At 57.8% G+C, this 22,820-nt stretch carries 15 protein-coding genes; 9 read left to right on the top strand and 6 right to left on the bottom strand.

Annotation, left to right across the window (positions count from 1 at the left end):
* Positions 1–153 precede the first annotated feature (153 nt).
* On the top strand, positions 154–1,098 hold the full coding sequence (locus MOV63_RS07205) for a GIY-YIG nuclease family protein (RefSeq protein ID WP_247032950.1): 945 nt from the start codon (positions 154–156) through the stop codon (positions 1,096–1,098).
* Positions 1,099–1,155: 57 nt separating this feature from the next.
* Here MOV63_RS07205 and MOV63_RS07200 read toward each other — a convergent pair whose 3' ends face one another.
* Positions 1,156–1,554, bottom strand: coding sequence for a hypothetical protein (locus MOV63_RS07200; protein ID WP_247032949.1), 399 nt, complete (start codon positions 1,552–1,554; stop codon positions 1,156–1,158).
* Positions 1,555–1,950: 396 nt separating this feature from the next.
* On the opposite strand from MOV63_RS07200, the gene MOV63_RS07195 reads away from it, so the two are divergent.
* On the top strand, positions 1,951–5,577 hold the full coding sequence (locus tag MOV63_RS07195; protein ID WP_247032948.1) for a hypothetical protein: 3,627 nt from the start codon (positions 1,951–1,953) through the stop codon (positions 5,575–5,577).
* Between the two features lie 69 nt (positions 5,578–5,646).
* On the opposite strand, the gene MOV63_RS07190 is transcribed toward MOV63_RS07195, so the two are convergent.
* Positions 5,647–7,017, bottom strand: a complete 1,371-nt coding sequence (locus MOV63_RS07190; protein WP_247032947.1) for an integrase family protein — start codon at positions 7,015–7,017, stop codon at positions 5,647–5,649.
* Between the two features lie 386 nt (positions 7,018–7,403).
* Between MOV63_RS07190 and MOV63_RS07185 the strand changes: the two genes are divergently transcribed.
* Positions 7,404–13,985 (top strand): ATP-binding protein, encoded by a 6,582-nt coding sequence (locus MOV63_RS07185; RefSeq protein WP_247032946.1) that lies wholly within the window; start codon positions 7,404–7,406, stop codon positions 13,983–13,985.
* A gap of 37 nt (positions 13,986–14,022) precedes the next feature.
* Here the strand turns inward: MOV63_RS07185 and MOV63_RS07180 are convergent, their stop codons facing one another.
* Both MOV63_RS07180 and MOV63_RS07175 read right to left on the bottom strand, forming a co-directional pair.
* Positions 14,023–14,739 (bottom strand): hypothetical protein, encoded by a 717-nt coding sequence (locus tag MOV63_RS07180; protein WP_247032945.1) that lies wholly within the window; start codon positions 14,737–14,739, stop codon positions 14,023–14,025.
* An 80-nt stretch (positions 14,740–14,819) separates the two neighbouring features.
* Positions 14,820–15,707: an HNH endonuclease gene (locus MOV63_RS07175; protein WP_247032944.1), complete on the bottom strand. Its 888-nt coding sequence runs from the start codon at positions 15,705–15,707 to the stop codon at positions 14,820–14,822.
* 551 nt (positions 15,708–16,258) lie between these two features.
* Between MOV63_RS07175 and MOV63_RS07170 the strand changes: the two genes are divergently transcribed.
* From MOV63_RS07170 to MOV63_RS07150, 6 genes are all read left to right on the top strand, one after another.
* Positions 16,259–17,173, top strand: a complete 915-nt coding sequence (locus tag MOV63_RS07170) for an ArdC family protein (RefSeq protein WP_247032936.1) — start codon at positions 16,259–16,261, stop codon at positions 17,171–17,173.
* Between the two features lie 457 nt (positions 17,174–17,630).
* Positions 17,631–17,912, top strand: a complete 282-nt coding sequence (locus MOV63_RS07165) for a DUF6894 family protein (protein WP_247032931.1) — start codon at positions 17,631–17,633, stop codon at positions 17,910–17,912.
* 1,364 nt (positions 17,913–19,276) lie between these two features.
* Positions 19,277–20,809, top strand: a complete 1,533-nt coding sequence (locus MOV63_RS07160) for a DegQ family serine endoprotease (protein ID WP_247032930.1) — start codon at positions 19,277–19,279, stop codon at positions 20,807–20,809.
* A 135-nt stretch (positions 20,810–20,944) separates the two neighbouring features.
* The gene (locus tag MOV63_RS32570; protein WP_258719133.1) at positions 20,945–21,070 is read left to right on the top strand and encodes a hypothetical protein; all 126 of its coding nucleotides are present in this window, start codon (positions 20,945–20,947) and stop codon (positions 21,068–21,070) included.
* 74 nt (positions 21,071–21,144) lie between these two features.
* Entirely contained in the window at positions 21,145–21,711 is a 567-nt protein-coding gene (locus tag MOV63_RS07155; RefSeq protein ID WP_247033068.1) for an NADPH-dependent FMN reductase, read from the top strand.
* 93 nt (positions 21,712–21,804) lie between these two features.
* Positions 21,805–21,984 carry a hypothetical protein gene (locus tag MOV63_RS07150; RefSeq protein ID WP_038542948.1) on the top strand — a complete coding sequence of 60 codons (180 nt, stop codon included), beginning with the start codon at positions 21,805–21,807 and terminating at the stop codon, positions 21,982–21,984.
* Between the two features lie 80 nt (positions 21,985–22,064).
* On the opposite strand, the gene MOV63_RS07145 is transcribed toward MOV63_RS07150, so the two are convergent.
* Together MOV63_RS07145 and MOV63_RS07140 are read right to left on the bottom strand one after the other, a co-directional pair.
* Positions 22,065–22,325 (bottom strand): DUF2171 domain-containing protein, encoded by a 261-nt coding sequence (locus MOV63_RS07145; RefSeq protein ID WP_038542946.1) that lies wholly within the window; start codon positions 22,323–22,325, stop codon positions 22,065–22,067.
* A 102-nt stretch (positions 22,326–22,427) separates the two neighbouring features.
* Positions 22,428–22,721 (bottom strand): hypothetical protein, encoded by a 294-nt coding sequence (locus MOV63_RS07140; protein ID WP_247033066.1) that lies wholly within the window; start codon positions 22,719–22,721, stop codon positions 22,428–22,430.
* Positions 22,722–22,820 lie beyond the last annotated feature (99 nt).

Here is a 22,820-nt window from a genome sequence, read left to right as displayed (position 1 = left end):
CGGCTTCGAAGGCGTATGGAACCGACCGCGCTTCATTAAATCGAGGACCTATCCGGCGCCATGCTGTGCAGGATGTCGGGTATGCGCGGTTACGCTTTATTGAACATTCCCTCTCCTAATGGAGCGCATAAACGATGGGGTTGGGAGACTATAATGGACGGGACGCGCGTCTGGTTGAAAGCCTTCTGGGGCTTCGATCCTAGCGAAGACGGTATGCTTGGCTTTACAAGGCTCGGGGATAGAAGCAACTTCATTGCAAATTGGCAGCCCGGCGATCTGGTGCTTATCTACGGCGCCAGCTCTGCTCAAACTGACAGCACACAGAGACGGCAGGCTCTAGGTTTTCTTGAAATTGAGCCGGTAGAAATCCCTCACACCGACCGCCTTTCTCCTCGCGGATCTCAGCGTCGTATCGAGCTGGATTCACAGGACCGATGGACATATGCTGTGCCGGCAAAGCGTGCCTGGCGTGTCACTCGGCCCATCAACATCAAGTCCATTGCTCCCTTTACCTATAGCGCGAAGAACGCCCGGAATACTGCTTCTCGCGGAATGCTGATGCAGGCAGTAGAGGCTTCTGCTGCGTTGGCGTTGCCAGTGAAGCCGGTGAATGTATTCGGAGAAGCGCCGGTAGACCTGTCCGGCGCGGAGTTTCCTATGGCAAGCTTGTTCTCGCCATCGAGAGGGTTGAAGCCTACCTTCGGCTCCCGGACAGCAGTCTATGCGGACGGCGATACCTACCTCTACCTCCATAAGCTGGAAGGTCAGGCGGCAGAGCTTATCGGTCGCAGCGCCTTGAGCATGGTGGGGAAGGTCGTGGTCAAAATCGGTTATTCCAACGATCCCACGCGACGTAGCGAAGAATTGAATGCGGGCTTTCCACCTGCATCTCGGACACGTTGGAAAACTCTGGCTGTTTCGGGGAAATTCCCGAGCGCTGAGGACGCTAAGGCGGCAGAGGATTTCTTAAAAGCCGAGTTGGCAGTGAAGTCCGAGAGCTTGGGGCGAGAATTTTTCCTGGGTGCCGAATCGACATTCTTGACCACGTTTGCCTCCGCCAGCCGTTCCACCGCAATGCAGATATGCGCCGTGTCCTGAGATCGGGCATTTGCTTTGAAGTTCAAATCAACCGATGAGAGGCAATCGCGGGCCGCGCTACCGTCTGCGGCGGTAATAGGTGTCCCACGCCAGCCTGATGTCGAAAAACGACCATTCCCTGCGACGGCCATAGGCGGGGCTCGGGCGATTGAAACACTCGCTCAAGCCGGTTTCTCGCTGGAATTTCATGAACCACGCGGTCGATTTCGGCTTGCCGCGAGACATTGCCTCGATCTGGCGGATGATGCCGCTGTGAGCCCAATGGTCATGCGGATTGGCAAGTGAAGCAGGATCAGCCAGATAAGTGCGCAGCTTTTGCAATACACCATCGTCCGGCGTCTGGTGAAGTTGGGCGCGGAGTTCAGCGACGGCGAGCGCCGCTCCTTGTTTGGCGGCTTCCGCCAACATGTCGCGCAGTTGCGTATCGGTGAGCACAAGCGCTCGCAGAGCTTCCATGAGCGAGGACTTTCCTTGGTGGGATTGGTGCGGTTGAACTTGACCGCCAACCCATTGCCGCACAGCCGGAAAATGACGTCAAGCCTTGAGTATTGAAGGACTTCGAGGAATATCTGTAACAATCATAGCAGGTGATTACGAAGCCAGCCCGCCTAAAACTAGTGAACCGATCGGACTTGTCTGGTACGGTGAGACCCGACCGACAGCAACAAGCATCCTCAACCTCTCATCATGTTCGACGTCACATCCGACGAAATCGCCCAACTCCATGATACGGACCTAAGGGAACTGGTGGGCCGCCTTTGCGAAGCAGAGCTTTCGGGCCGAGGGTTATCGCCAGCGGCCGTCACGTGGGGCGGTAACCAGACCGCGGCTGACGGTGGTCTGGACGTGCGCGTGACATTGATGCCGCATGTCACCATTGAGGGTTTCGTTCCGCGCGCATCGACAGGCTTCCAAGTGAAAACGCCGGATATGGCCAAGGCAGCTATTCTAGGTGAAATGCGTCCGACAGGTGAGATTCGGCCTGTTATCCAGGAACTCGCCGACGAAGCTGGTGCTTACATCATTGTCAGTTCGCATGGTTCGGTAGCCGACAGTGCTCTCCGTAGTCGGCGGGATGCCATCCGCGAAGCATTGTCGGGGGGTTCCAATGCCGACAAGCTTGCCACCGACTTTTACGATCGAACGCGCCTCGCCACCTGGGTTAGACTTCATCCAGGTCTGATAACGTGGGTCAAGGAGCGGGTGGGGCGATCCGTTAGGGGTTGGCGTGCTTACGGGGCGTGGAGCAGCGCAATTGATGGTGTTGGCTCGGAATATTTGCTCGACGATAAGCTGCGTTTGTATTTCAGCAATCACCGCGATGTACCTGCTCGGCCGGTGGCAGATGCCATCGACGAATTGCGCGATGAGCTAGCTCAAAGCCGCAAGATGGTTCGGCTGGTTGGTCTATCTGGCGTCGGAAAGACACGCCTTGCCCAGGCGCTTTTCGATGGCAAGATCGGCTCCCGCCCACTCCCTCCCTCGCTCGCTGTCTACACGAATCTCTCTGATAACCCGGATCCACAACCCTCGGGACTTGCTGCGGATTTGATTGCCAATCGCACACGTGCGATCCTGATAGTCGACAACTGTCCTCCGGACCTTCACCGGAGGTTGTCAGACCTTTGTAGTGCAGCCGATAGTACTGTCAGCGTGCTTACTATTGAATACGACGTGCGCGACGACCAGCCCGAGGGAACTCAGGTCGTTACACTCGATACATCATCGCTTGAGTTGATCCAGACTCTGGTGGGGCGTCGCTACCCGCACCTGTCCCAAGTCGACACACGAACAATCGCTGAAGCCTCTGGCGGAAACGCACGGATCGCCCTCGCCCTCGCAGGAACCGTGGGACGATCGGAATCGATTGCGGGCTTATCGGACGACGAGCTATTCCAACGCCTGTTCCGGCAACGACATGACGCGAACGATGCGTTGCTCGTTGCAGCCCAGGTTTGTGCCCTGGTCTATTCCTTCCAAGGCGAAGCACTTACGGGGGATGACGCGGAACTACCTCGTTTAGCGTTGTTGGCTAACCAGCCGGCTCCGGACCTGTACCGACACGTCGGCGAACTGCTTCGCCGCGACCTCATCCAGCAGCGAAGCGTATGGCGCGCAGTTTTGCCACACGCCATAGCAAACCGACTGGCAGCTCGCGCGCTTGAGGATATACCTTATGATCTCATTGAGGCACAGCTTGTAACCGGCGGAACCGATCGCCTCGCTCGCTCCTTTTCACGAAGGCTGTCCTTCCTTCATCAGCACCCCCGGGCCATATCCATTGTCGAAAAATGGCTCGGGCCGGGAGGGATTCTCGGGGACACCGCTGCTCTCAATGAGCTCGGTCAGGCAATGTTTGGAAACGTTGCTCCGGTCGCACCCGAATCGGCACTCGCGGCCCTGGAGCGGGCCGACAGCCGGGGGATGGAGACAGCCGCGTCAATCTGGTGGCAAAATCGGGGCTTGTTGCGATCTCTGGCGTACGATTCCGCCCTCTTCGAGCGGAGCTGCCACCTACTGGCACAAGCTGCTACCCTAAGCGCGGAAGATCGGGACGCCAAAGAAGCCTCTGACACCTTCGTTTCCGTGTTTACCATATATCTTTCTGGAACTCATGCCACCGTCGAGCAGCGGCTGCGGGTGATCGCGCAAATGTTGCGATCAACCGAACGAAAGCAACAAACGCTCGGCTTGGCAGCCTTGGGGAATTTTCTGAAGACAACACACTTCAGCGCGGGCCAGCGCTTCGAGTTTGGCGCCCGCTCGCGGGACTATGGATACCGACCCAGGAACGATGAAGATATAACCCGGTGGTATGGCGCCGCGTTGCAGTTGATCGAACAATTGGCGTTGAAGGACGGGACACTTACGTCTGAACTACGTAGCTTATTGGCCCGACATTTTCGTGGCTTGTGGACGTCTGCACACATGTTCGACGCATTGGAGAGTCTCTCCCGCAAGATTGCGGCGGCGGCATTTTGGCGCGAAGGATGGGTGGCATGCCGTCAAACGATCCGCTTCGACACGGCACAGCTCCAGGTTGAGAACGTTTCACGCCTAGCTGCACTGGAAATCCAACTAAAGCCGTCAAACCTTGTGGAACGTGTCCAAGCGGTCGTGCTCGGCGACAGGCCCGCCGGAATAGACCTGGAGGATTTTGAAGTCGGCAATGACATTACGAGCCGATGGGAAAGGCTTGAGAATATTGCGTTTGAACTAGGTGCGGCGGCCGCGACAGACGATACTGTGTTTGAAAGACTTTTGCCCGACCTATTACGCGGTGGGATCAGGGTATGGGCGTTCGGCCGTGGTTTCGCCAGCGCCACCCCGAACCACCTCGCTGCATGGGAGAGATTGCGGCATCAGTTTGCTCAACTCCCGCTGGAGCAACGTAACGTTCAGATTCTAAAAGGGTATCTTGCCCAATTATGGCAGATCGAACGTGATATAGCTCAAGACATTCTCGACGCGTCGCTCCACCAAGCGGAACTCGTTCCGTTCGTTCCGAGCTTGCATCTCGGGACCGGCCTCGACGCACGTGGCGTCGACCGGCTAAAAAGAGTGCTGAGTTCCGGTCAAGTGCCGATTTGGATGTATCGCGACCTGGCCTACGGACGAACGACGGATCAGCTGGCAGGCAGCGATCTGAGAGATTTGCTTCTTCTCATAATGGATCAATCCGGTGGCGTTGATGTGGCGCTGGAAATCCTCTCGATGCACTTCCATTCGGGTAATTCAGAGAAGGACGAGTATGTACCGGAACTGATTGAGGCAGGCCAAGAACTGCTCCTGAGGGTGGAATTCACGAAGGACAATCAACGAAACGACTACAATCTAGCCCAGATCGCGCGAACTTGTCTGATCGCACCCGAAGCTGGGCCGGTTGCTGCAAAAGTAGCGCTCCGGTTGAAATCTGCCGTAGCTGCTTATGAAACATATGCGTTCGAAAATGATGGTCTAATCGGGGCGCTGCTGAGCGTCCAATCCATCGCTGTCCTCGACGCATTCTTCCAGCACGATGGGGTCGATGGCGCCGCAACCCTAGGCGTCCTGGATGAGATGGATGACCACCGGGCAAATCCTACCGATGAAATTTCCTGTACCGTGCTTATAGACTGGTGCAATCGCGATCCTGAAATTCACTACCCGCGCGCTGCTTCATTCGTAACATTCGCGCGACGTACAGAGAACAATCCAGCAGAATGGTCGGAACAGGCAAAAGCACTTTTTGAGGGCGCTCCAGACCCCGTTAGCGTCTTAACGATCTTTGTTGGGCGGTTTGCACCGACGAGTTGGAGCGGCTCGCGCGCTGCAATAATGGATGCAAACGCGCGCTTGCTTGATAGTTTGGAAGGATTGGTAGCAGCAGAACACCTGCCGTCCGTCGATGCTTTAAAAAGCCAGCTCACGCGAAAAATCGCCAAAGAGCGCGAGTGGGAGACTAAACGCGATCGCGGGCGAGACGAGCGATTTGAATAACTCCGCCAAACCACTGCGAACGAGACTGCGGTTCCCCCCCCATTCGCATTGCTTCCCTGTCAGATAGCTTTACACGCCCAGCAATACGCCAAGCCGTTCGGTGACCGGTCGCAGGGGGTCAACCAGACCAAGATCGTAGATCATGGTCGTTTCCAGGTTCCCCTTGTGATCGACGTAGTGGGAGATCGCCTCATGCGAAACCCCCTGCCCCGTCAGCATCAGTGAAATGGCAATGCGTTTCAGGTCGTACAACTGGAAATAGTCCGGCACGCCAGGCAGAGCTTTGAAGCGAGCAAGCCCCTTGCGGAAGTTGTCGCGCTTTTGAGTGGAGTTGGTATGGGACGGAAATACCAGTTCCGCCTCCGGCCACCGCAGGCGCTGCGCCTGGACCATTTCGGCTGCCCGGCTGTGGATCGGCACGGAGCGGAAGGAATATTCATATAGGGCGCGTGAGAGCTTGATGCCTTTGGTGTTGTGTTTGTGCCAGATCAGCTTTTCGAGATCGAAATGCTCAAACTTTGCCGAATTAAGGTCGCTTGGCCGTGCCATCGTCAGAAAGAGAATGCCCATGTAATTGCAGAGTTCAAGCATCTGCTCGTTGGCACCCTCGACCCGGATTTTTACGAGCGCCATGTCCCGCTTGGCGAATCCGGAGAGATTGTCGATCTCCGGTGGCGCCGCCAGAACCGGATAGAATATGTGTGCAGCAATCTGCCGGATCTGCTCGGTCGTGTAGTCGCGACGGCGGCGGATCAGCTTACGGGGTCGGATCGGGCTGCACGGATTGCGCATATCCACCAATTGCATGCGGATGGCCCAGTTATAGAAAGCCAGGACGTGCTGCAGCGCGTTGTTAAACACGTAGTGTGACGAGAATTGCTTCAGGAACTCCTCGATATGCAGTGGCTTGATGGCGGCGATCGGTCGGTCAGCGAACATCGTGCCGAAATCCTTGTATCCCCGCCTGTTGTTGCCCCGTCGAGTCACGGTCCGCGGCGCCCGTTTCAGCCAGGACGCAACGAAAGTGGTGAAGCTGTCGCGGTATTTTTCGGAAAGGGTGCTTAAATGGCTTTCCCAATACTGATCGATCCCCTCACGGACCGTCATGAAGTGCTTGCGGCGAGTATCGACGCGTTCAAGATCAGGGTCTTTTCCCACTTCGAGCTGCTGCGCGCGTGAAATGACTTCCAGGCGGGCCGATGCCACATTGTAAACGGTGGTCGAACCGAGCACCTTACGGCGCCTTCTACCGTTGAACTCGAAGGCATGGACAAAGGACTTGTGGCCCAACGCCGTGACGCGAAGACCGAGGCCGGAGACGGAACCGTTGCGGACCTGGCCGTTCGCGGTGATCGCATAGTCCCAATATAGTTCCTGGTCCTTCCCTTCCGGGCAATGTGCAGAAAAAACAATATCGTCAGTAAGGAATAATTGCGGCATTTCATGTAACTTCCATGTAACGAATTTATACCAAATGCTACATGAAAAGTGAAGTAATGATTTTTATATATTAGACAAAATGACGTAATAACAACGTTATATGAATTTCTATATTCTCGAAATATCGTCGTATCGGCCTTTGGGACCAGAGGGTCGTAGGTTCGAATCCTATCTCCCCGACCAAGTTTTTCAACACCTTCCGAGAATCCCAAAGCTGCCAACCCCCATTCATGTAACTTTCATGTAACGGAGAAGATTACCCCAAACAGCAACCACCAAGGGTATCTCGGCCCCTTATCGCATCGATGGGTCGAAATTTTGCTGTGGTGCGGCGTCGCAAATTGCGGGAAAGTGCGTTCGGTGGAGCAACATGTATCAAGCAAATCATGACTGATGACGAAGACCCCAGCGTGAGGCCGATTCTAATCGACAAAGTACGAGCGTCCAAAGCCGGCCATGCTTTTCATGAGGCATGGGCCGCGCGTACTGCGCTCGAACTCCTTTTACCGGCAACAGACCTTACTGCAATCACGCTTGAAGGTTTCGATGAGAAGGACGAACAGGAACTCGGGACCGGTGCGGTCGAGATTGCCGATCTTGTTCAGTATTATGGAGGTACCGACGTCGCCCGATCACGCCGGGTCACGGTCATCCAGTTCAAATACTCTATCGCAAGTGCGGACACGGCAGTCCGAGCAGCAGATATTGCTTCCACCCTCACCAAGTTTGCCACGACCGACGCTGAGCTCCGAACGAAGCACGGCGACGAGCATATCGCCAAGGTGGTCAGGTATGAATTTGCGACCAATCGCCCCATCCATAGCAATTTAGGTACGGCGATCGCGGCGGTGATCAATGGCATTGACCCGGACGGTGACGTGGGTCGCCAGGCAGGCCAGATCACGCAAGCCTTGAAGAACTATCCGTATCCCGCGGCCGAGCTGTTGCCTCGGCTGGCGTTGGTGGGCAGCAAGGGGAGCCTGATCGATGCGGAGCGAGCGATTTCCGCGACGCTCGCTGCATGGAGCGAGCCCAGTGATCCGGACGCCGAGAAGCGCCTGCTCAAGCTTCGGAATCTTATCAGGATCAAGGCAGGCCCCGGCAGCGAGACTGATAAGCGTATTGATCGGGTGGCCGTCCTGGCCGAGCTGGAGGTTGAGCACGAGGATCGTTTGTATCCGACTCCCGATGCGTTTCCCGGCCTTGAGGACGTCATCCAGCGCTCCGTCCTCGACGATATTACAAACCTTGCCCGTCAGGCCGGTTCCCCCCTTATTGTCCATGCAGCAGGCGGCATGGGCAAGACCGTGTTGATGCAGGGTATAGCCGAGCGGCTGCAAGCTGATGGACCCGCTGTGCTCTTCGATGGATTCGGCGCAGGGCGATGGCGGGACCCTGCTGATGGTCGACACCTTCCGGAGCGGACATTGGTTCACCTTGCCAATCTCCTTTCCGGGCAAGGACTTTGCGATATCCTCCTGCCCGTTGCAGACATGACGGGCTTGCTGAAGGCATTTCGCCGGCGTCTTACTCAGGCGGTGGCTACCGCGCGGACCGTGGACAGCGACGCGTGTGTTTCGCTCGTCTTGGATGCTATTGACCATGCCGGGCTTGCTGCTCAGGAGACCGGAACATCGTCATTTGCCCATCTCCTCTTGCGCAGCCTTAGCGTGGACCCGATCGATGGTATTCGGATCGTTGCTTCATGCCGCACTGAGCGGCTCACGCTAGCAACCGGTGATAGCGCACACCGCTCTTTTGCCGTGCCATTATTCACGGACACGGAGGCGCGAACACTCATCGCGCGCCGAGTACCGGACGCTTCTGCAGCTGAAGTCGCCGCGCTGCTCATGCGGTCCGGCCGCAACCCACGCTGCCTCGATAGTCTGATTGCAGCCGGTCGGCCTTTTGATCCGGTGTTTTTTCCCGACACCCCTGCCGAACCACATGACCTGCTTGATTCTCTTCTCCGGAAGAGGCTTGAAGATGCCCGCAATACGGCGATCTCCCGCGGCGCCAAGAATGCCGACATCGATCTTCTGCTTACCGGAATCGCCTTGTTGGCGCCTCCGGTGCCAATTGATGAACTTGCTGCCGCGCATGGGCTGATCGCCGAGCAGGTGGAGAGTTTCGCCGCGGACCTTGCTCCCTTGCTTGAACGAACGCCCCACGGCCTGATGTTCCGCGACGAGCCCACGGAGACCTTGATCCGCTCCTCTTATGGCACGAGTCAAGCGGGCCGAGACCGGGTCATTGCCGCACTTCAGGAGCGGCAACTGATCTCAAACTATGCGGCCCGGGCATTGCCAGCGCTGCTGACATCGCTACGCAATGCCGATCAGCTCATTCGGCTGGCTTACGACCTGCGTGTTCCCGTTGGTGCTTCACAAGTCAGCGCTCGAGATATCCGATTGGCACGAATCACAGCTGCGATCGCGCTCGCGGGGGAGCTCGGCCGCCGCGACGATCTGCTCCGCCTCCTGCTGGAGGCTTCAGTCGTTGCCGCTGGTCATGAACGATCGGACCGATTTCTCTACGAGCATCCAGATGTCGCTGCCGTAGCCGGTGACCCGGAGGCGTTGCGCAGGCTCGCCGCGACCAACGTGGGTTGGCCGGGCGGCAAGCATGCGAGATTGGCGCTGGCAAATGTGTTTGCAGGCGATCGGGATGAAGCTCGCCGCCACGCCCGGCGATCGATCGATTGGCACAACTGGGCTGCGCGGCCCAAAAATGGCTCGCAGTTCAACGAATCAAAGTCTTCGCGCCAATGGGATGACATTGGCTTCGCTTATGTCGAGATGCTTGCGGGCAACGACATTCGTGTTGCGGAATTTTTCTCGCGCCAGGATGCCGGGCTCGCGTTCGACAAATTTCATGATCTATTTGACCTTCTTGAGCGCCACCAGTGTTCCGCCCATCCTCCGGCCACACGCGTCGCAACACGGCTACTGCGATGCAGACTTCCATCGCGAGGCCTCTTTGCGGCTGCGCTTCAGTTTGCCGGTGGCGGTCCCGCTCATGCCCGAAGACTGATTACCGCGCTTTCGGCCGCTCCTCCCGCTACCGACAAGAACCAAGGCTTGGCCATGGCCAGCGTACTGGCGGCCGCGCGAGCGATTGATCTCAGCCTTGAGCAAGAGGGGACCGCCATTCTTGACGGGGCAGCTCTTAAAACCCAGGCCATCTACAACTATTCGAGTTACTTTCCCATAGACAGCTCAGTTGATGTGACCGCCCTCGCCGCAGGGGTGCGGGCGGCGCTTCAGCGCAAACCTGTCGCCTTGATTGACATTGTGCCGGCCGAGCTCATGGCATTGGTGCCTGCAAGTGCGCGCTCACGCGGTGCCGCGGTCTTCCTTCGCACGCTCACGCAGAAGCTGGCCGCACCGAAATACGATGGAACATGGCGGCGGCGAAAACGACGTGATGGCCTCGATGAGCAGACGAGATCGGACTATTCGCGCGCACTCAGTAATCGCATCATGCCGTTGCTGGAATACGCGCAGGATGCCGCCAATATCATTCGACCGCCGCGCGGAACAACGCGCACAGCGATGCTGGGCGCAGCGTTCGACCGTCTGGTCAGCGACGTAGATAAATCATCGAACTATCCGTACCGGGACGCCAAGGCCTACATCGCGCGGATAGGCTTCCGCATCATCTTCCATCTCGCCGACGCACTAGGAGCGCTCGACGCAGCGTTTGCAACTCGTATAGCCGAATGGTTGGCGGCCGCCCCGGGCTTGTTCACGCCTGAGCTGACCGACGTAGTGACCCGGCTTTCTCGTATACCGCAATGCCACAATGCTGCGATGCTGTTGGCGGATCACGTTGAGCGGAGGATTCAACTTGATACTGACGTGGAATCCAGGATCACTGCCTATGGTAGCCTCGCGCGCGCGGTTTGGCGGGTCAGCGTCGACGAGGCTGCGGCATATTTCCGCCGCGCGCTGGATTTGGCCGAAGCGATCGGGTCCGACGACTTTGATCGCACCAATCACCTTCTGGAACTGGCCGGGCACTATTCCGGACCGGAACTAGCGCCCCAGGCATCGCACACCCTCGCCCGCATCCTCGAGCTGAATCAAAATGAGGATGGCCGGTTTCCGTGGATCGAATATGCGAAAGCCATGGTACCAGTTGCTGGTCGCGCGACGCTGGCAAACCTGGCGCGATTGGATGATCGCGACGCCGCAAGTCTCGGCTACTCTCTCGGTCCCGCACTTACGGTCCTCTTGCGTAATTCCAAGCTCTCGGTTCAAGCGGCGGTCGCGCTGTTCGGGCTGGCTGCTCCGACTGAAACGTGGACCTGGCACATTTCGAGCTTCGCGTCGGAAGCTGTAGGTCGCCTGCCCCAAGGACAGCGAGAATGGTTTTTCAATCTCCTTCTCGTCGAGATCGATCGCAACGATCAACTGTCCCCGGCCCAGGAAACGATCGAAGGTTTGCATCGCCTCGCCGAGAATTATCTTCCCGTCACCTCTCCGGCCCGCATGCGGATCGCGGGACTGCTCGCCCGGCGCGGGCAAAAATCTGAACAACGGTCCACAATCCTAGCGGCGATCACCGCAGAGCCTCTCGCGGTGTTCCCGATCGACCTAGGTGACCCGGATGAGATCGACCGCCAGATTTTGAATAGGGAAATTGATCATACAGGACGGCCATGGCCTGTTCGGACACTGTTGGAACTCGCCAAGCAGGCGACCTCCCCTGTGGATCGACTGGCATTCGTCCGCGCGGTCGTCGAAGCGACGGCTGCGACGCTTGCCGACAAGATCCACGCGCTGGATGATCATCTGGAGGATTGGAGCAAATCCTCGGCGGCCATGCGCGATGCACTTCCGGAGCTCGGACTCCGGCTGGCATCTAAACATGCCAATGAACTCGCGAGTTCGAGCACTGATGCGTGGGGCGGCTGGCAGGGGCTTGAGCAATATTTCCACGCCAATCCGGCCGCTCTTGTCGAACATGTGGTTGCAGGCCTGCGCAGCAGCACGGATAGCCTTGGAGGCAATGCTTGGCTGTCACTGGCCGCCAGGCTGGCCGCTGAAACGAGCGACAGCGCCCTTGTGGAGGGTCTCGAAAGGTTTCTGGCGAACACCGGCGAGAAGCTGCCCGCGGAAGTTGGCGACGGTCCGTGGGATGCACGGTTCGCTGTCGTGGACGACGAGGCCACCGTGGTAACAGGGCTTGTTTGGGCGAGGTTGGGTCACCCCGTCGCGGCGATGCGATGGCGCGCTGCACATGCCGTGCGGCGTCTGGCTGAAGTCGGAAGTTTCGACGTGATCGGGTCGCTGATCGACCGCTTTCACTCTAGTGCGGGCATGCCTTTCAGTGATGCAAAGCTGCCCTTCTACACCATGCATGCGCAGCTCTGGCTATTGATCGCGCTTTCGCGCGTGGCGAAAGAATCCGCCGACGTGCTCAGTTCCCGACGTGCATTTTTTGAGCGCATCGCCTTTTCTACCGATTTCCCGCACGTGGCAATGCGTGCTTTCGCAATCGACATACTCCGCGAGATCGCCGAAACTTTGGCGTCCGGCGAGCGCGACGCACTAATAGCTCAGCTCGAATTGGCGAACGTGTCGCCTTATCCCCATGCCCCTCGCGCAGACTACACCCAGTACCGCTACGCCACACGGCCAGATTCGTCGCCACAGCCGAATGATGCCTTTCACCTCGATTACGACTTCGACAAATATCATGTTGAGAGCTTGTGCCATGTCTTCGGTTGCCCCGGCTGGGAGGTCGATGACCAGATCAGCGCGCGGGTTCGCCGTTGGGACGCGACGGTTCGATCAATGCATGATTGCGCGCGCACCAGCGGCTATAGTCAATCTTGGTCTTCAGCCTACCTTCCCGACCGCGACCTGTACGGTGGATATCTTGCCTGGCATGGGCTGATGCTTGTTGCCGGTGATCTCTTGGCAGCGCGCACGGTAGTTGGCGAGGACTGGAGCGGTGACGCGTGGGCGGCTTTCCTCAAGGACTATCGGTTGTCGCGGAAAGACAACTTTTGGCTTGCCGATCTTACTGACCTGTTTCCGCTCGATCTCACCACAGAAGCGGACATGCCCATGCCCGAGAGCGGTGGTTCCGAATCCGCGCGCGAGGACAGCCGGCGTCTCTCGCCTCTACTGGGCTTGGACGGTGGCAAAGTCGTTGCGGATTGGATCCCGGTCGCGGGGCGATGGTCGATCGGCCGTGATACGACGGTGAATGTTTGCAGCGTGTTGGCGAATGCAAGCGACGCTCAGTCGACAGCCATGGCTTTGTTGTCCGATCAGCCATTCTTTCGCTGGTTGCCTGACAGCGACGACGAGGTCAGCCGAAATTTCGGCCCTGACGGCCATACAGTCCAGCCGTGGGTTGCGGAAACGCCGAACACCGAGCGTCGCTTGGATCGACATGATCCCTACGGCGCCTCCACCGCCCTCGATAGGCCGTTCCCAACAGATTCGACCGTAGCATTGATGAAGGCACACCCGGATGATCCTGCCGTTCGTCGATGGCTGGCCGGCACGACAACGGCGTTCCGGGCCGAAGCCTGGGGTGCTGAAGGTGGTAAAGGGGAATACGCGTGGAGTGAGAGCGGCAGCCGGCTTTATGTTAACGGCAAATCGTTATTGTCCCTTTTGGAGGCAACCGAACGAAGCCTCGTCGTCACGGTCAAGCTTCAAAAATATCACAAAGGAAAGTCCACCGGACGCGCGGGGGACACGAGCGGGTTCACGCATCGCTCATTGATAGCGATCGTAAACGGTCGCGGCGAGGTCCGGACCCCGCTTCGTATTTCGAAACAGGCCAAGCATGCCCTTGAGGCGCTTGATGCCGATCGTCGGCGGGATTTCTACCCGAGGTTCCGCGCGATCGCCGGTTTGCCGGATGAATGGCTGGCCCGGCGGAATGATCCACCGCTCGATATCGAGGAAATTCAAATCTTTCTCGAGAGTTTATCCAACAACTAGTTCGTATCGACATGGATTCCAAATCGCTAGGCGGGATCTATTGCTTGGTGCCAAGTAATATGTCCACCTGAGATTTTGGAAGTTCGACATATGATGTGAAATGCCCATTTGGTCGGAAGAATTCGTCTCGTATTTTGTTGTAAGTAAAGAAGGCAAATTCCGTTCGAAAAAAACGATCGAAGATATCCTGGTAAATGATAGTCCCTGTCACAAGTAGTCGTTCATCATCATTGAAGGCATTTTCACCAAACTCCCTCACCGATTGGCTTCCTGTGTCCGGCGTCACTTTTGCAGGCCACTCGGCTCCTTTTCCCAACGCGGCCCAACTTTTCCGCGGAGTTGCTTGCGGTATTTCGGAAAGCACATGATACATGTTGCTTTTGTGCACTTTTCTTGCCTCGACACCCACCGCGAAAAATGGGCTGGGGGTTTCTCCCGAGTTTTTACAGATAACGACTAAGTCGCCTTGGTCGTAGCTAAGTTGCAGGTCATTGGCCTCAACATAGGCACGAGCCTGGCGCTGACCGAGATTTTTGGTGTCTTCAAGCGCGGTCCGAGTCTGCTTTAGGCTTACAAACAGGGCCCATAAAGCAAGGCAGCTCACAACCAACGATATCATCGTTATCAAAAACGAAGCGCCCGCCCAGAACGCTTGAGATTCTGCGGCTATCGCGCTGCGTATATCTGGGGTATCTGCCAAGGCTGGCACCGATGTCATCACCCAGGAAACGCCAGCCAAACGGAGTTTCGTCATACTTCTTCCCAAAATAAGCATTTCGCGCCGCACTTTATCGGTGCAACGCAAGGATGAAAAGCATACTTGGCAGCCGCGTCTCAAACACCGCGTTTTACCAGAACCCGTGAACGAAACGTCCTCACATCTGACACATGGTCAGACCGGTGAATTGCACGGTGGCAGGTCGCGCACAGGACGGCAAAGTCATCTGCGGTGAGCTCCCGCTCCACGCCTTCCTGCATCCCGGCCCAAGGCATGAGATGGTGCAACTCAAATCCGCTTCCCCAGATCAGTTGATCTTTTGGGGAGATGGTATAGTCGCAGGCTTCACAGCGAAATCCCTTTTGATGGATAAAGCCTCGGGTGGCGCCGCGTCCTTCCCACCGTTCATGTGTCTTGCGGCGGCGGTATTCGATTACGCTTGGTTGGGAAGACGGCAACTCCATTGTATTCTCGACATAACGCAGGATCTCGTCGCGCAAGGGATGACCTTCATTCAGCCCGTACCATAGACTGGATTGGCCGAAGCCGCCGTCATGCCGCCCCGGAATGAGGAAAATGCGGTCCGCCTCAGGGATCAGCACAGCATCGTCCGAGATCACGCGAGTAACCCGGGTACGGTCGGGCAGATCGGAAATCTCTGGCTCTTTCAGTACAGTCGCATTGCGATAGAATCCGACGATGCGCAACCCACCCTGGTGCTCATGAGGGGCGCAGAATACAACGGTAACGCCCTCCACCCGATCTGATCCCCGAGTCCCTCCGAGACGGGCAATATTAATCTTACCAAAATTGTCGTCTGCATCACCGCCGACGGGTACATATCCGCGAAATTGCCCGTCGTCGCCTGCCAAAAAATTCAGGGCCTCATAAGGGGTATTCTTGTCGAGAATGTATCGATGATAGGAAAAAGGCCTTTCCTCTTTGGATTTGTATTCCGGCATCCAAGAGATGCGGCAACACAGGATTTTGGTAGTCTCGGTCATGCTGGAAAGCCCTGTTTCTTGATCCTTTTATTTCTATAGGCTGCTATTATTAAAGGTTCGCCACTTACGCGGGCAAAGGGCAACTCACAGGGCTATGCCTGTGCGCCCGCCATCTGAAACCTTGGCTCTTGCTGCCCCGCCCCTCGCCGACCAGGCAGGATTGCAGGAAGACTTCCGCCCCTGCGGGTAAACGATCCCTGACAGGAGATCAGCGGCGACGACTGAGCCTCAGTCGCCTGAACATCTGTCGCGCTATTGCGCGCAGGGCACCCTTTTTCCTAGCTTACACCGACGATCGGGGCATTTTCCAATAGCCTCAGTTCCTCCGGCCCGCTCCATTCGGCCAGCCGCTGCGCTGGGCTGGCCTCCCGTGTTGTCGGAACGTCCCGCCCTTGGGCGGTGACGCTTTGGAGCCCCGTTCTTTCGGTCGATCGTCCAACCCGCTGACGCGGGCTTTTAAGGTTGGACGCTCGGCGCTGGCCAAGGGTTCATGCGCGGCTTTGAAGAAAAAGAGCTTCGCAGGTTCAACCCTTGAAAAGCGAGGCTTTCCCATGACACAGGATATTTACGAGAAAATCACCAACCACATTGTCGCCGAACTGGAAAAGGGCGTCAGGCCGTGGATGCGGCCGTGGAACGCCGAACATGCGGCAGGCCGTATCACGAGGCCGCTCCGGGCGAACGGTGTAGCCTATCGCGGCATCAACACGATCATGCTGTGGTCGGAGGCGGTCACCAAGGGATATGCCGTCCCAATCTGGATGACGTACAAGCAGTGCGAGGAGCTTGGCGGGCATGTGAGGAAGGGCGAACAGGGCAGCCTTGTCGTCTATGCCAGCACGCTTCACCGCAGCGAGACCAATGAGGCGAGCGGAGAAGAAGTCGAGCGCGATATTCCGTTCATGAAGGGATACACCGTCTTCAACGCCGAGCAGATGGAGGGATTGCCGGAACAGTATAGCCGGCCGGCGCAGACGATCCTTGATCCAGTGCAGCGCCTTGCCAATGCGGAAGCCTTCTTTGCCGCTACCGGCATCGAGGTTGGCCATGGCGGCAACCGCGCGTTCTATGCCGAAAGCGTGGACCGGGTGCAGATGCCATTCTTCGAGACGTTCAGGGATGCCGAAAGCTATTATGCCACGCTCGCCCATGAGGAAATCCATGCGACCAAACACAAGAGCCGCCTCGCCCGCGATCTTGGCCGCAAGCGCTGGGGTGACGAGGGCTATGCCGCCGAGGAACTGGTGGCCGAGCTTGGCAGCGCCTTCCTTTGCGCCGACCTCCACATCACGCCCGAAGTTCGGGAGGACCATGCGGCCTACATCGGCAACTGGCTGGCTGTCCTTAAGGGGGACAATCGGGCAATCTTCACTGCCGCCGCCCATGCGCAGCGTGCCGCGGATTTCCTGCATGCGGCGAGCAGTAAGGCTGGAGAGGCTGACACAGAAGGCCGGCAAGTCGCTTGAGGAGATCGTGGCCAGCAAACGGAGCAGAGGTGTGCAGGGAGGGGTTATTCCGTCAAGCCCGTCCAGCTCGTCACGCTGATGTTTGCCGTAGGCAGCATCACGTTCTTCCGCGACGACGATCCGTCGGACGACACGTAAGTGGCATCAGCCTGATTCGCCGCCGAAACGTGTAATGGGCGGAACCTTTCGATCTCCCGTTGGTTGTATTTCGTTAGGAGTATCAATTATGGGTACATATCTGTTGCTTTTCGTTATTTGCGTCGTAATCGTCTCGGCCGCAGTAGTCTGGGCGTTCCGATCACGAGTTTCGTTCCCAAAAGACGCAGGCTGACTCATCTGGGATGATGAGGGGACTCGGTATGTGGGGCGACGGAGCGGCGGCCGAACTTTGGTGCGCTAGCGTACAGGAACAAAGATCCTTGCCGGTTGTTGTCGCGCCTTCAGACAGGAGCAGCACATGCAACGGTTCTACCTCCACCTGAACTATCTGCACGACTTCATCGCGGACCCTGATGGGTCCGAGTATCCCGATCTTCAAACCGCCAGGTTCGAAGCCCTCCAAGGAACCCGCGACCTCGCGGCCGACTGCCTCCGCAGCGGTGAGGAATTCAAGCTCTGGAGCGTCCGTGTTTGCAATGCAGACGGTGACATGCTGGACGAGATTTTCGTGCAAGAAGCGCTTGGGGGCATCATCCCGGTGAGTACCGTGCCTTCCGCCTCGACCGTCAGCACTATCTGACGCCATCAGCTGCTGCCCTTGCTATCGGTGGCTGGAACAATCTGTCGGGGTCCGGAGTATATTTTTGCTCGACGTGTTCCTGTTTCACGTCGGGAGCATACCGGCGGCCGCCCCGACCTCACGGCGGGTCGCTACATGTGGCCGGCGTGGTGTGACACTGCCGCCAGACATCTATCGTGAATTGCTAACATGGTCGAAAGCGCCCACAGCGTTGGTGTCGGATGTTTTGCTTAGGCCATGAAGTGCACGCGATGGCGGACCCGCGTGTGCTTCATGTTTTTACAGCTAGGACGTGGGCCTCGCACGCACACTTTCTCGCACAGTACGTTTTCAAATGAAAATAATCACTTAAAATCAACATCCTAGACGTCGCCTATTTAGACTTTTAATCAGTAGGTCTCGGGTTCGAACCCCGACGCTCTCACCATTTAGATCAAAGCAGCCCAATCAGCCGATTGCCCTAATTAGCCAATGCCAATGTGATCGCTATAGTCTGACGCGTGGGTGAGGCTGCGGGCGCCACCGGTTCCGCCTTGGCGGATAGAATCGGTGTGATCGGCCTGTCAAAATGTGGGTGGACGAAATCCAGCCGGTCTGTCACAAGCCGATCAGGACGCGACTGCCGTTAGTTTTAGAACGGGGTCGGGCGACCGATTGACGTCACGTCGCTGCCACGAGATCACGTCGGCCGTCCATTCTCAAATCCGACACGCGGAATTGCAGGGCGAAAAGCCACTCCTTATCGATTACAATTTGCTCATGTTGAGAGCGAACACCAATCATTACCACCTATTCACCTTCGCAGCGGTAGCCGGCGGACAGATGAAAACTCGGATAACCGCGCCAAGCATTTGAAATCTCTATGTATGCTGGATGGAGAAAATCTCCGGAGCCTAAGATTAGGCCCGAAATTCGGCGGACGAGGCATTCCGAACCTTATTTATTGTTAAGCTGACCTTCGACGTCTCCTGGCGTATTTTCATCTTCAGGACTGAGTGATGCCGACGGCCGGAAATGCCGTGACGGCAGAGCCAGTTTCAGATCGTTTGCTGAAGGTGGTGCCCATATGCGCTCGCTTGTCCCGATAAACCAGCATTCCCCGGCACCACCGGCGCCCTGCCCGGTGATGCACCTCACCGGCCCGCCCGAGGATCGACTTCGATCTCCCGGCGTTCACTCCGCTTCACCTATGTCCCGGTGATCAGGCTTTCTGAAGTAGCGGCTTTCCTCGCCGACTCTTCAGCATCGTGAATCTTCGAAACCAACCGATCGGCCGTGCGCGCTCCATCGCGCGGCTTCGATCTTCTTTGCCCTGATGCGCCCGCCTCCCGGCGCCGAGGCTGCAGATAGAAAGGAAGACCTCCATGTCCAACATCCTTCGCAAACACCGAATCGTTGCCCTTCTCGGCGCCGCCGTCGTTGCGGTGCCGCTCTCCGTGCCGATCATTCTCGGCACCAACGCGGCACATGCGGCAACCTCCGTCACCGGCTCCGTTTCCGGCATCGTCGCTCCGGGCGGCTCGTTCGCACCGATCGTTTCGGCCGACAAGCCGGCGGTGGTCACCATCATCACCACGATGAAGGCTCAGAACGTGGCCTCGGACGACAGTTCGCCCTTCGGCGACAATTCCCCGTTCGACGAGCAGTTCCGGCAGTTCTTCGGCCAGCAGGGCATTCCCGTGCCGCGCCAGATGCCGCAGCAGCGCCAGGCTCCGCGGGCCGAGGCTCTCGGCTCGGGTTTCGTCGTTACAGCGGACGGCTACGTCGTCACCAACAACCACGTGATCGACAACGCGATCGACATCAAGGTGACGCTTGACGACGGCACGGAAGTGCCCGCCAAGCTGATCGGCACCGATCCGAAATCCGACCTCGCGGTCATCAAGATCAACGCGCCGAAGCCCTTGGCCACCATCGCCTGGGGCGATTCGGACAAGCTCAATGCCGGCGACCAGATCCTCGCGATCGGCAATCCGTTCGGCATCGGCACCACCGTCACGGCCGGTATCGTTTCGGCCCGCGGCCGCGATCTCCACAGCGGCCCCTATGATGACTTCATCCAGATCGACGCGCCGATCAACCACGGCAATTCCGGCGGTCCGCTTGTTGATCTCGAGGGTAAAGTCGTCGGCATCAACACGGCGATCTATTCGCCGAACGGCGGCAGTGTCGGAGTCGGCTTCGCGATTCCTTCGGACCAGGCCCAGAAGGTCGTCGCCAAGCTGATGAAGGACGGCTCGATCGAGCATGGCTTCATCGGCGTGCAGATTCAGCCGGTGACAGCGGATGTGGCGAGCGCCATCGGCCTCGACAAGCCGGAAGGCGCGCTGGTTGCCAATGTCAACGACGGCACGCCGGCTGCCAAGGCCGGTATCCAGACCGGCGACGTCATCACCGCGCTCGGCGGCCAGGCGGTCAAATCTCCGCGGGACCTGTCGCGCATGGTGGCCGACCTGACGCCCGGCGCCAAGGAAGGCCTCACCGTCTGGCGTCAGGGTCAAAACCGCAACCTCAGCATCACGGTCGGCGGCAACGAGCCAGACCAGCAGCAGGCGTCCGCCGACAATGGCGACAAGTCCATGCAGGGTGCCCAGCGCGTTCCGACCATCGGCATCGGTCTTGCCGACATCACGCCGGATATCCGCCAGGCCCTCAACCTGCCCCGTCGGGAAAACGGCGCAGTGATTGAAAGCGTCGCCCCCGACAAACCGGCTGCCGATGCCGGCCTGCAGCCGGGAGACATCATCATTTCGATCAATCAGCAGCCGGTGAAGTCGGCCAAGGATGCCAAGACGGCGGTTGCCGAAGCCGGGAAGTCCGGGCGCAAGTCGGTCCTGCTTCTTATCCAGCGTGGCGAAAACCAGACCTTCGTCGCGGTTCCCTTCTCGATCGGCTGAACATCGAACCCGCCTTATCTTCTCGGCGCCGCCCGGTTGTCGCGACCGGGCGGCGGTCGTTTGGCCCCGCCCCATATCCTCTCCACCGGAACCTTGACGAGCAGAAGACGTTTGCCCGGACGAAGGAGCGTCTTTATGCGCATCATATTCATCGTCATGATCGTTTCGGTGCTCAGCATCCTGGCGTTCAAATATGCGGATCAATCGCTCGGTGGCGGCGATATCCTTGCCTCTCCCACGGAACTCTCGGTTCAAAACTGACACGATCGCGTGAAGCGGATGATCTTTTCCGCCCGCCCCTTGGGTCGGCTTGACCACTTCGGCCTTACCGCCATATTTCTGCGGTCCCGCCCAATGGCACGCGTGACGTCCGGTTCGGCGACAAGCCGGCACAGTGGATCTACGATACGGCATCCAAGCGCGATGATATGGATTTCGAGATCGTCGACCTGCGCGACTTCCCGCTGCCGTTCTTCAACGAAAGGGCTTCGAACGCCTGGGTTCCGACGGAAAACGAAGTCGGACAACGCTGGCAGAAGAAGGTCGCCGAATTCGATGGCTACATCTTCGTGATTGCCGAATACAACCGCTCGATCACGGCGGCGCTCAAGAACGCGCTCGACTACTCCTATCCGGAATGGAACCGCAAGCCGGCGGCAGCCGTCGGTTATGGCAGCGTCGGCGGTGCCCGCGCAGTCGAGCATTTCCGTACGATCGCGGTCGAACTTCAGATGGTTCCGACCCGCCCCGGCGTCCACATCCAGGGCGCTGATTTCTTCGCGGTCTGGCAGCAGGGCAAGGCACTGTCGGAACTCACCCATCTGGAGCCCGGCGTAAAGACCATGCTGGACGATCTTTCCTGGTGGGCAACGGCGCTCAAGACGGCCCGCGAGAAAGCTTGATAGCCTGTCACGCGACATTGATCCGAAGGTTCCGGTTTTGCCCGGAACCTTCCCGTTTTCAGGGTGTTGTCAGGCAATAGAGGAGTCGTTGCCATGAGCGCCCAGAATGTCCTGATTGCCTTGGGATCTGCGATTGCGGGTGGCCTTGTCGTCGCCCTCCTGATGCATCCTGCCGGACCGACCGTGACCGCGAAGTCGGACCGCCTTAGCGGCCCACCGGCAGAGACCGCCTTCATGCCCGAACGCTTCGGCGTCCCCGGTTCGACACAATGACGTAGACGCCTGAAGTTGGGATCTGACATGCGAAAAAGCCGGCGTCTCTTTCGAGGCGCCGGCTTTTTCATGTCTACCAATCAATGAACACCCTTGCCGCTCTCTTCCTCTTCGAATGTCACTGCGACATCGCCATCGGCCGAGAGGCGAACCCTGTTGCCTTCGATATCGGCGACGAGTTCAAGCGGAATGAAGTGATGGTGGCCTTTATGGCCGCCCTCACCGCTGTCCTTCCTGGTCAGCTTGATACGGCTGCCTTCGACGCGGTCGACCGTTCCAACATGGACGCCATCCGCGCCGATGACTTCGGCGTGTTCCTTGATTCTTGCAGCATCGATCATGGGAAATCTCCTTTTCAGCGCTCCGACAACGCGTGAACGAAGATATCGATGCATGCCTCTTCAAAAAGGCAATACCCTTCGAAAACACGCCGCTGGCAAAGGTTATTGGTGCAGGGTGTAAGTACCCATTTTGCAGAAGTCCTGCGTGTCTTCCATGTCTTCGAGCTTGGAATCCTCCGAGAATTCGAAGCGCATGTCGTATTTGCAGGTACGGCGGCCATCGCGGATGGTGATCTTGATGCTCTGGCCGGGCTCCAGCACGTCGTTGCCGAAAACGTCTTCTTCCCAGTTGTCCACACCTTCCGGTGAGGTGTAAAAGCGCTCAAGTGTACCCTTTGTCTTGTTGATCAGAGTGAACACAAGATCGTCTGCAGCATGCGAAGCACCCGCTGACATCAGAATAGCTGCGAAAGCGCCGGCTAATGTTGAGAATTTCTTAACCACAATACTACCCCTCTACCCATTAATTGGGTTGGTTATTGCTACCACGCTACC

Source organism: Neorhizobium sp. SHOUNA12A (genome assembly GCF_023006505.1).
Lineage (GTDB): Bacteria > Pseudomonadota > Alphaproteobacteria > Rhizobiales > Rhizobiaceae > Neorhizobium.
The sequence above is the reverse complement of the archived record's forward strand: the minus strand, read 5'-3'. Positions and strand labels throughout refer to the sequence as shown.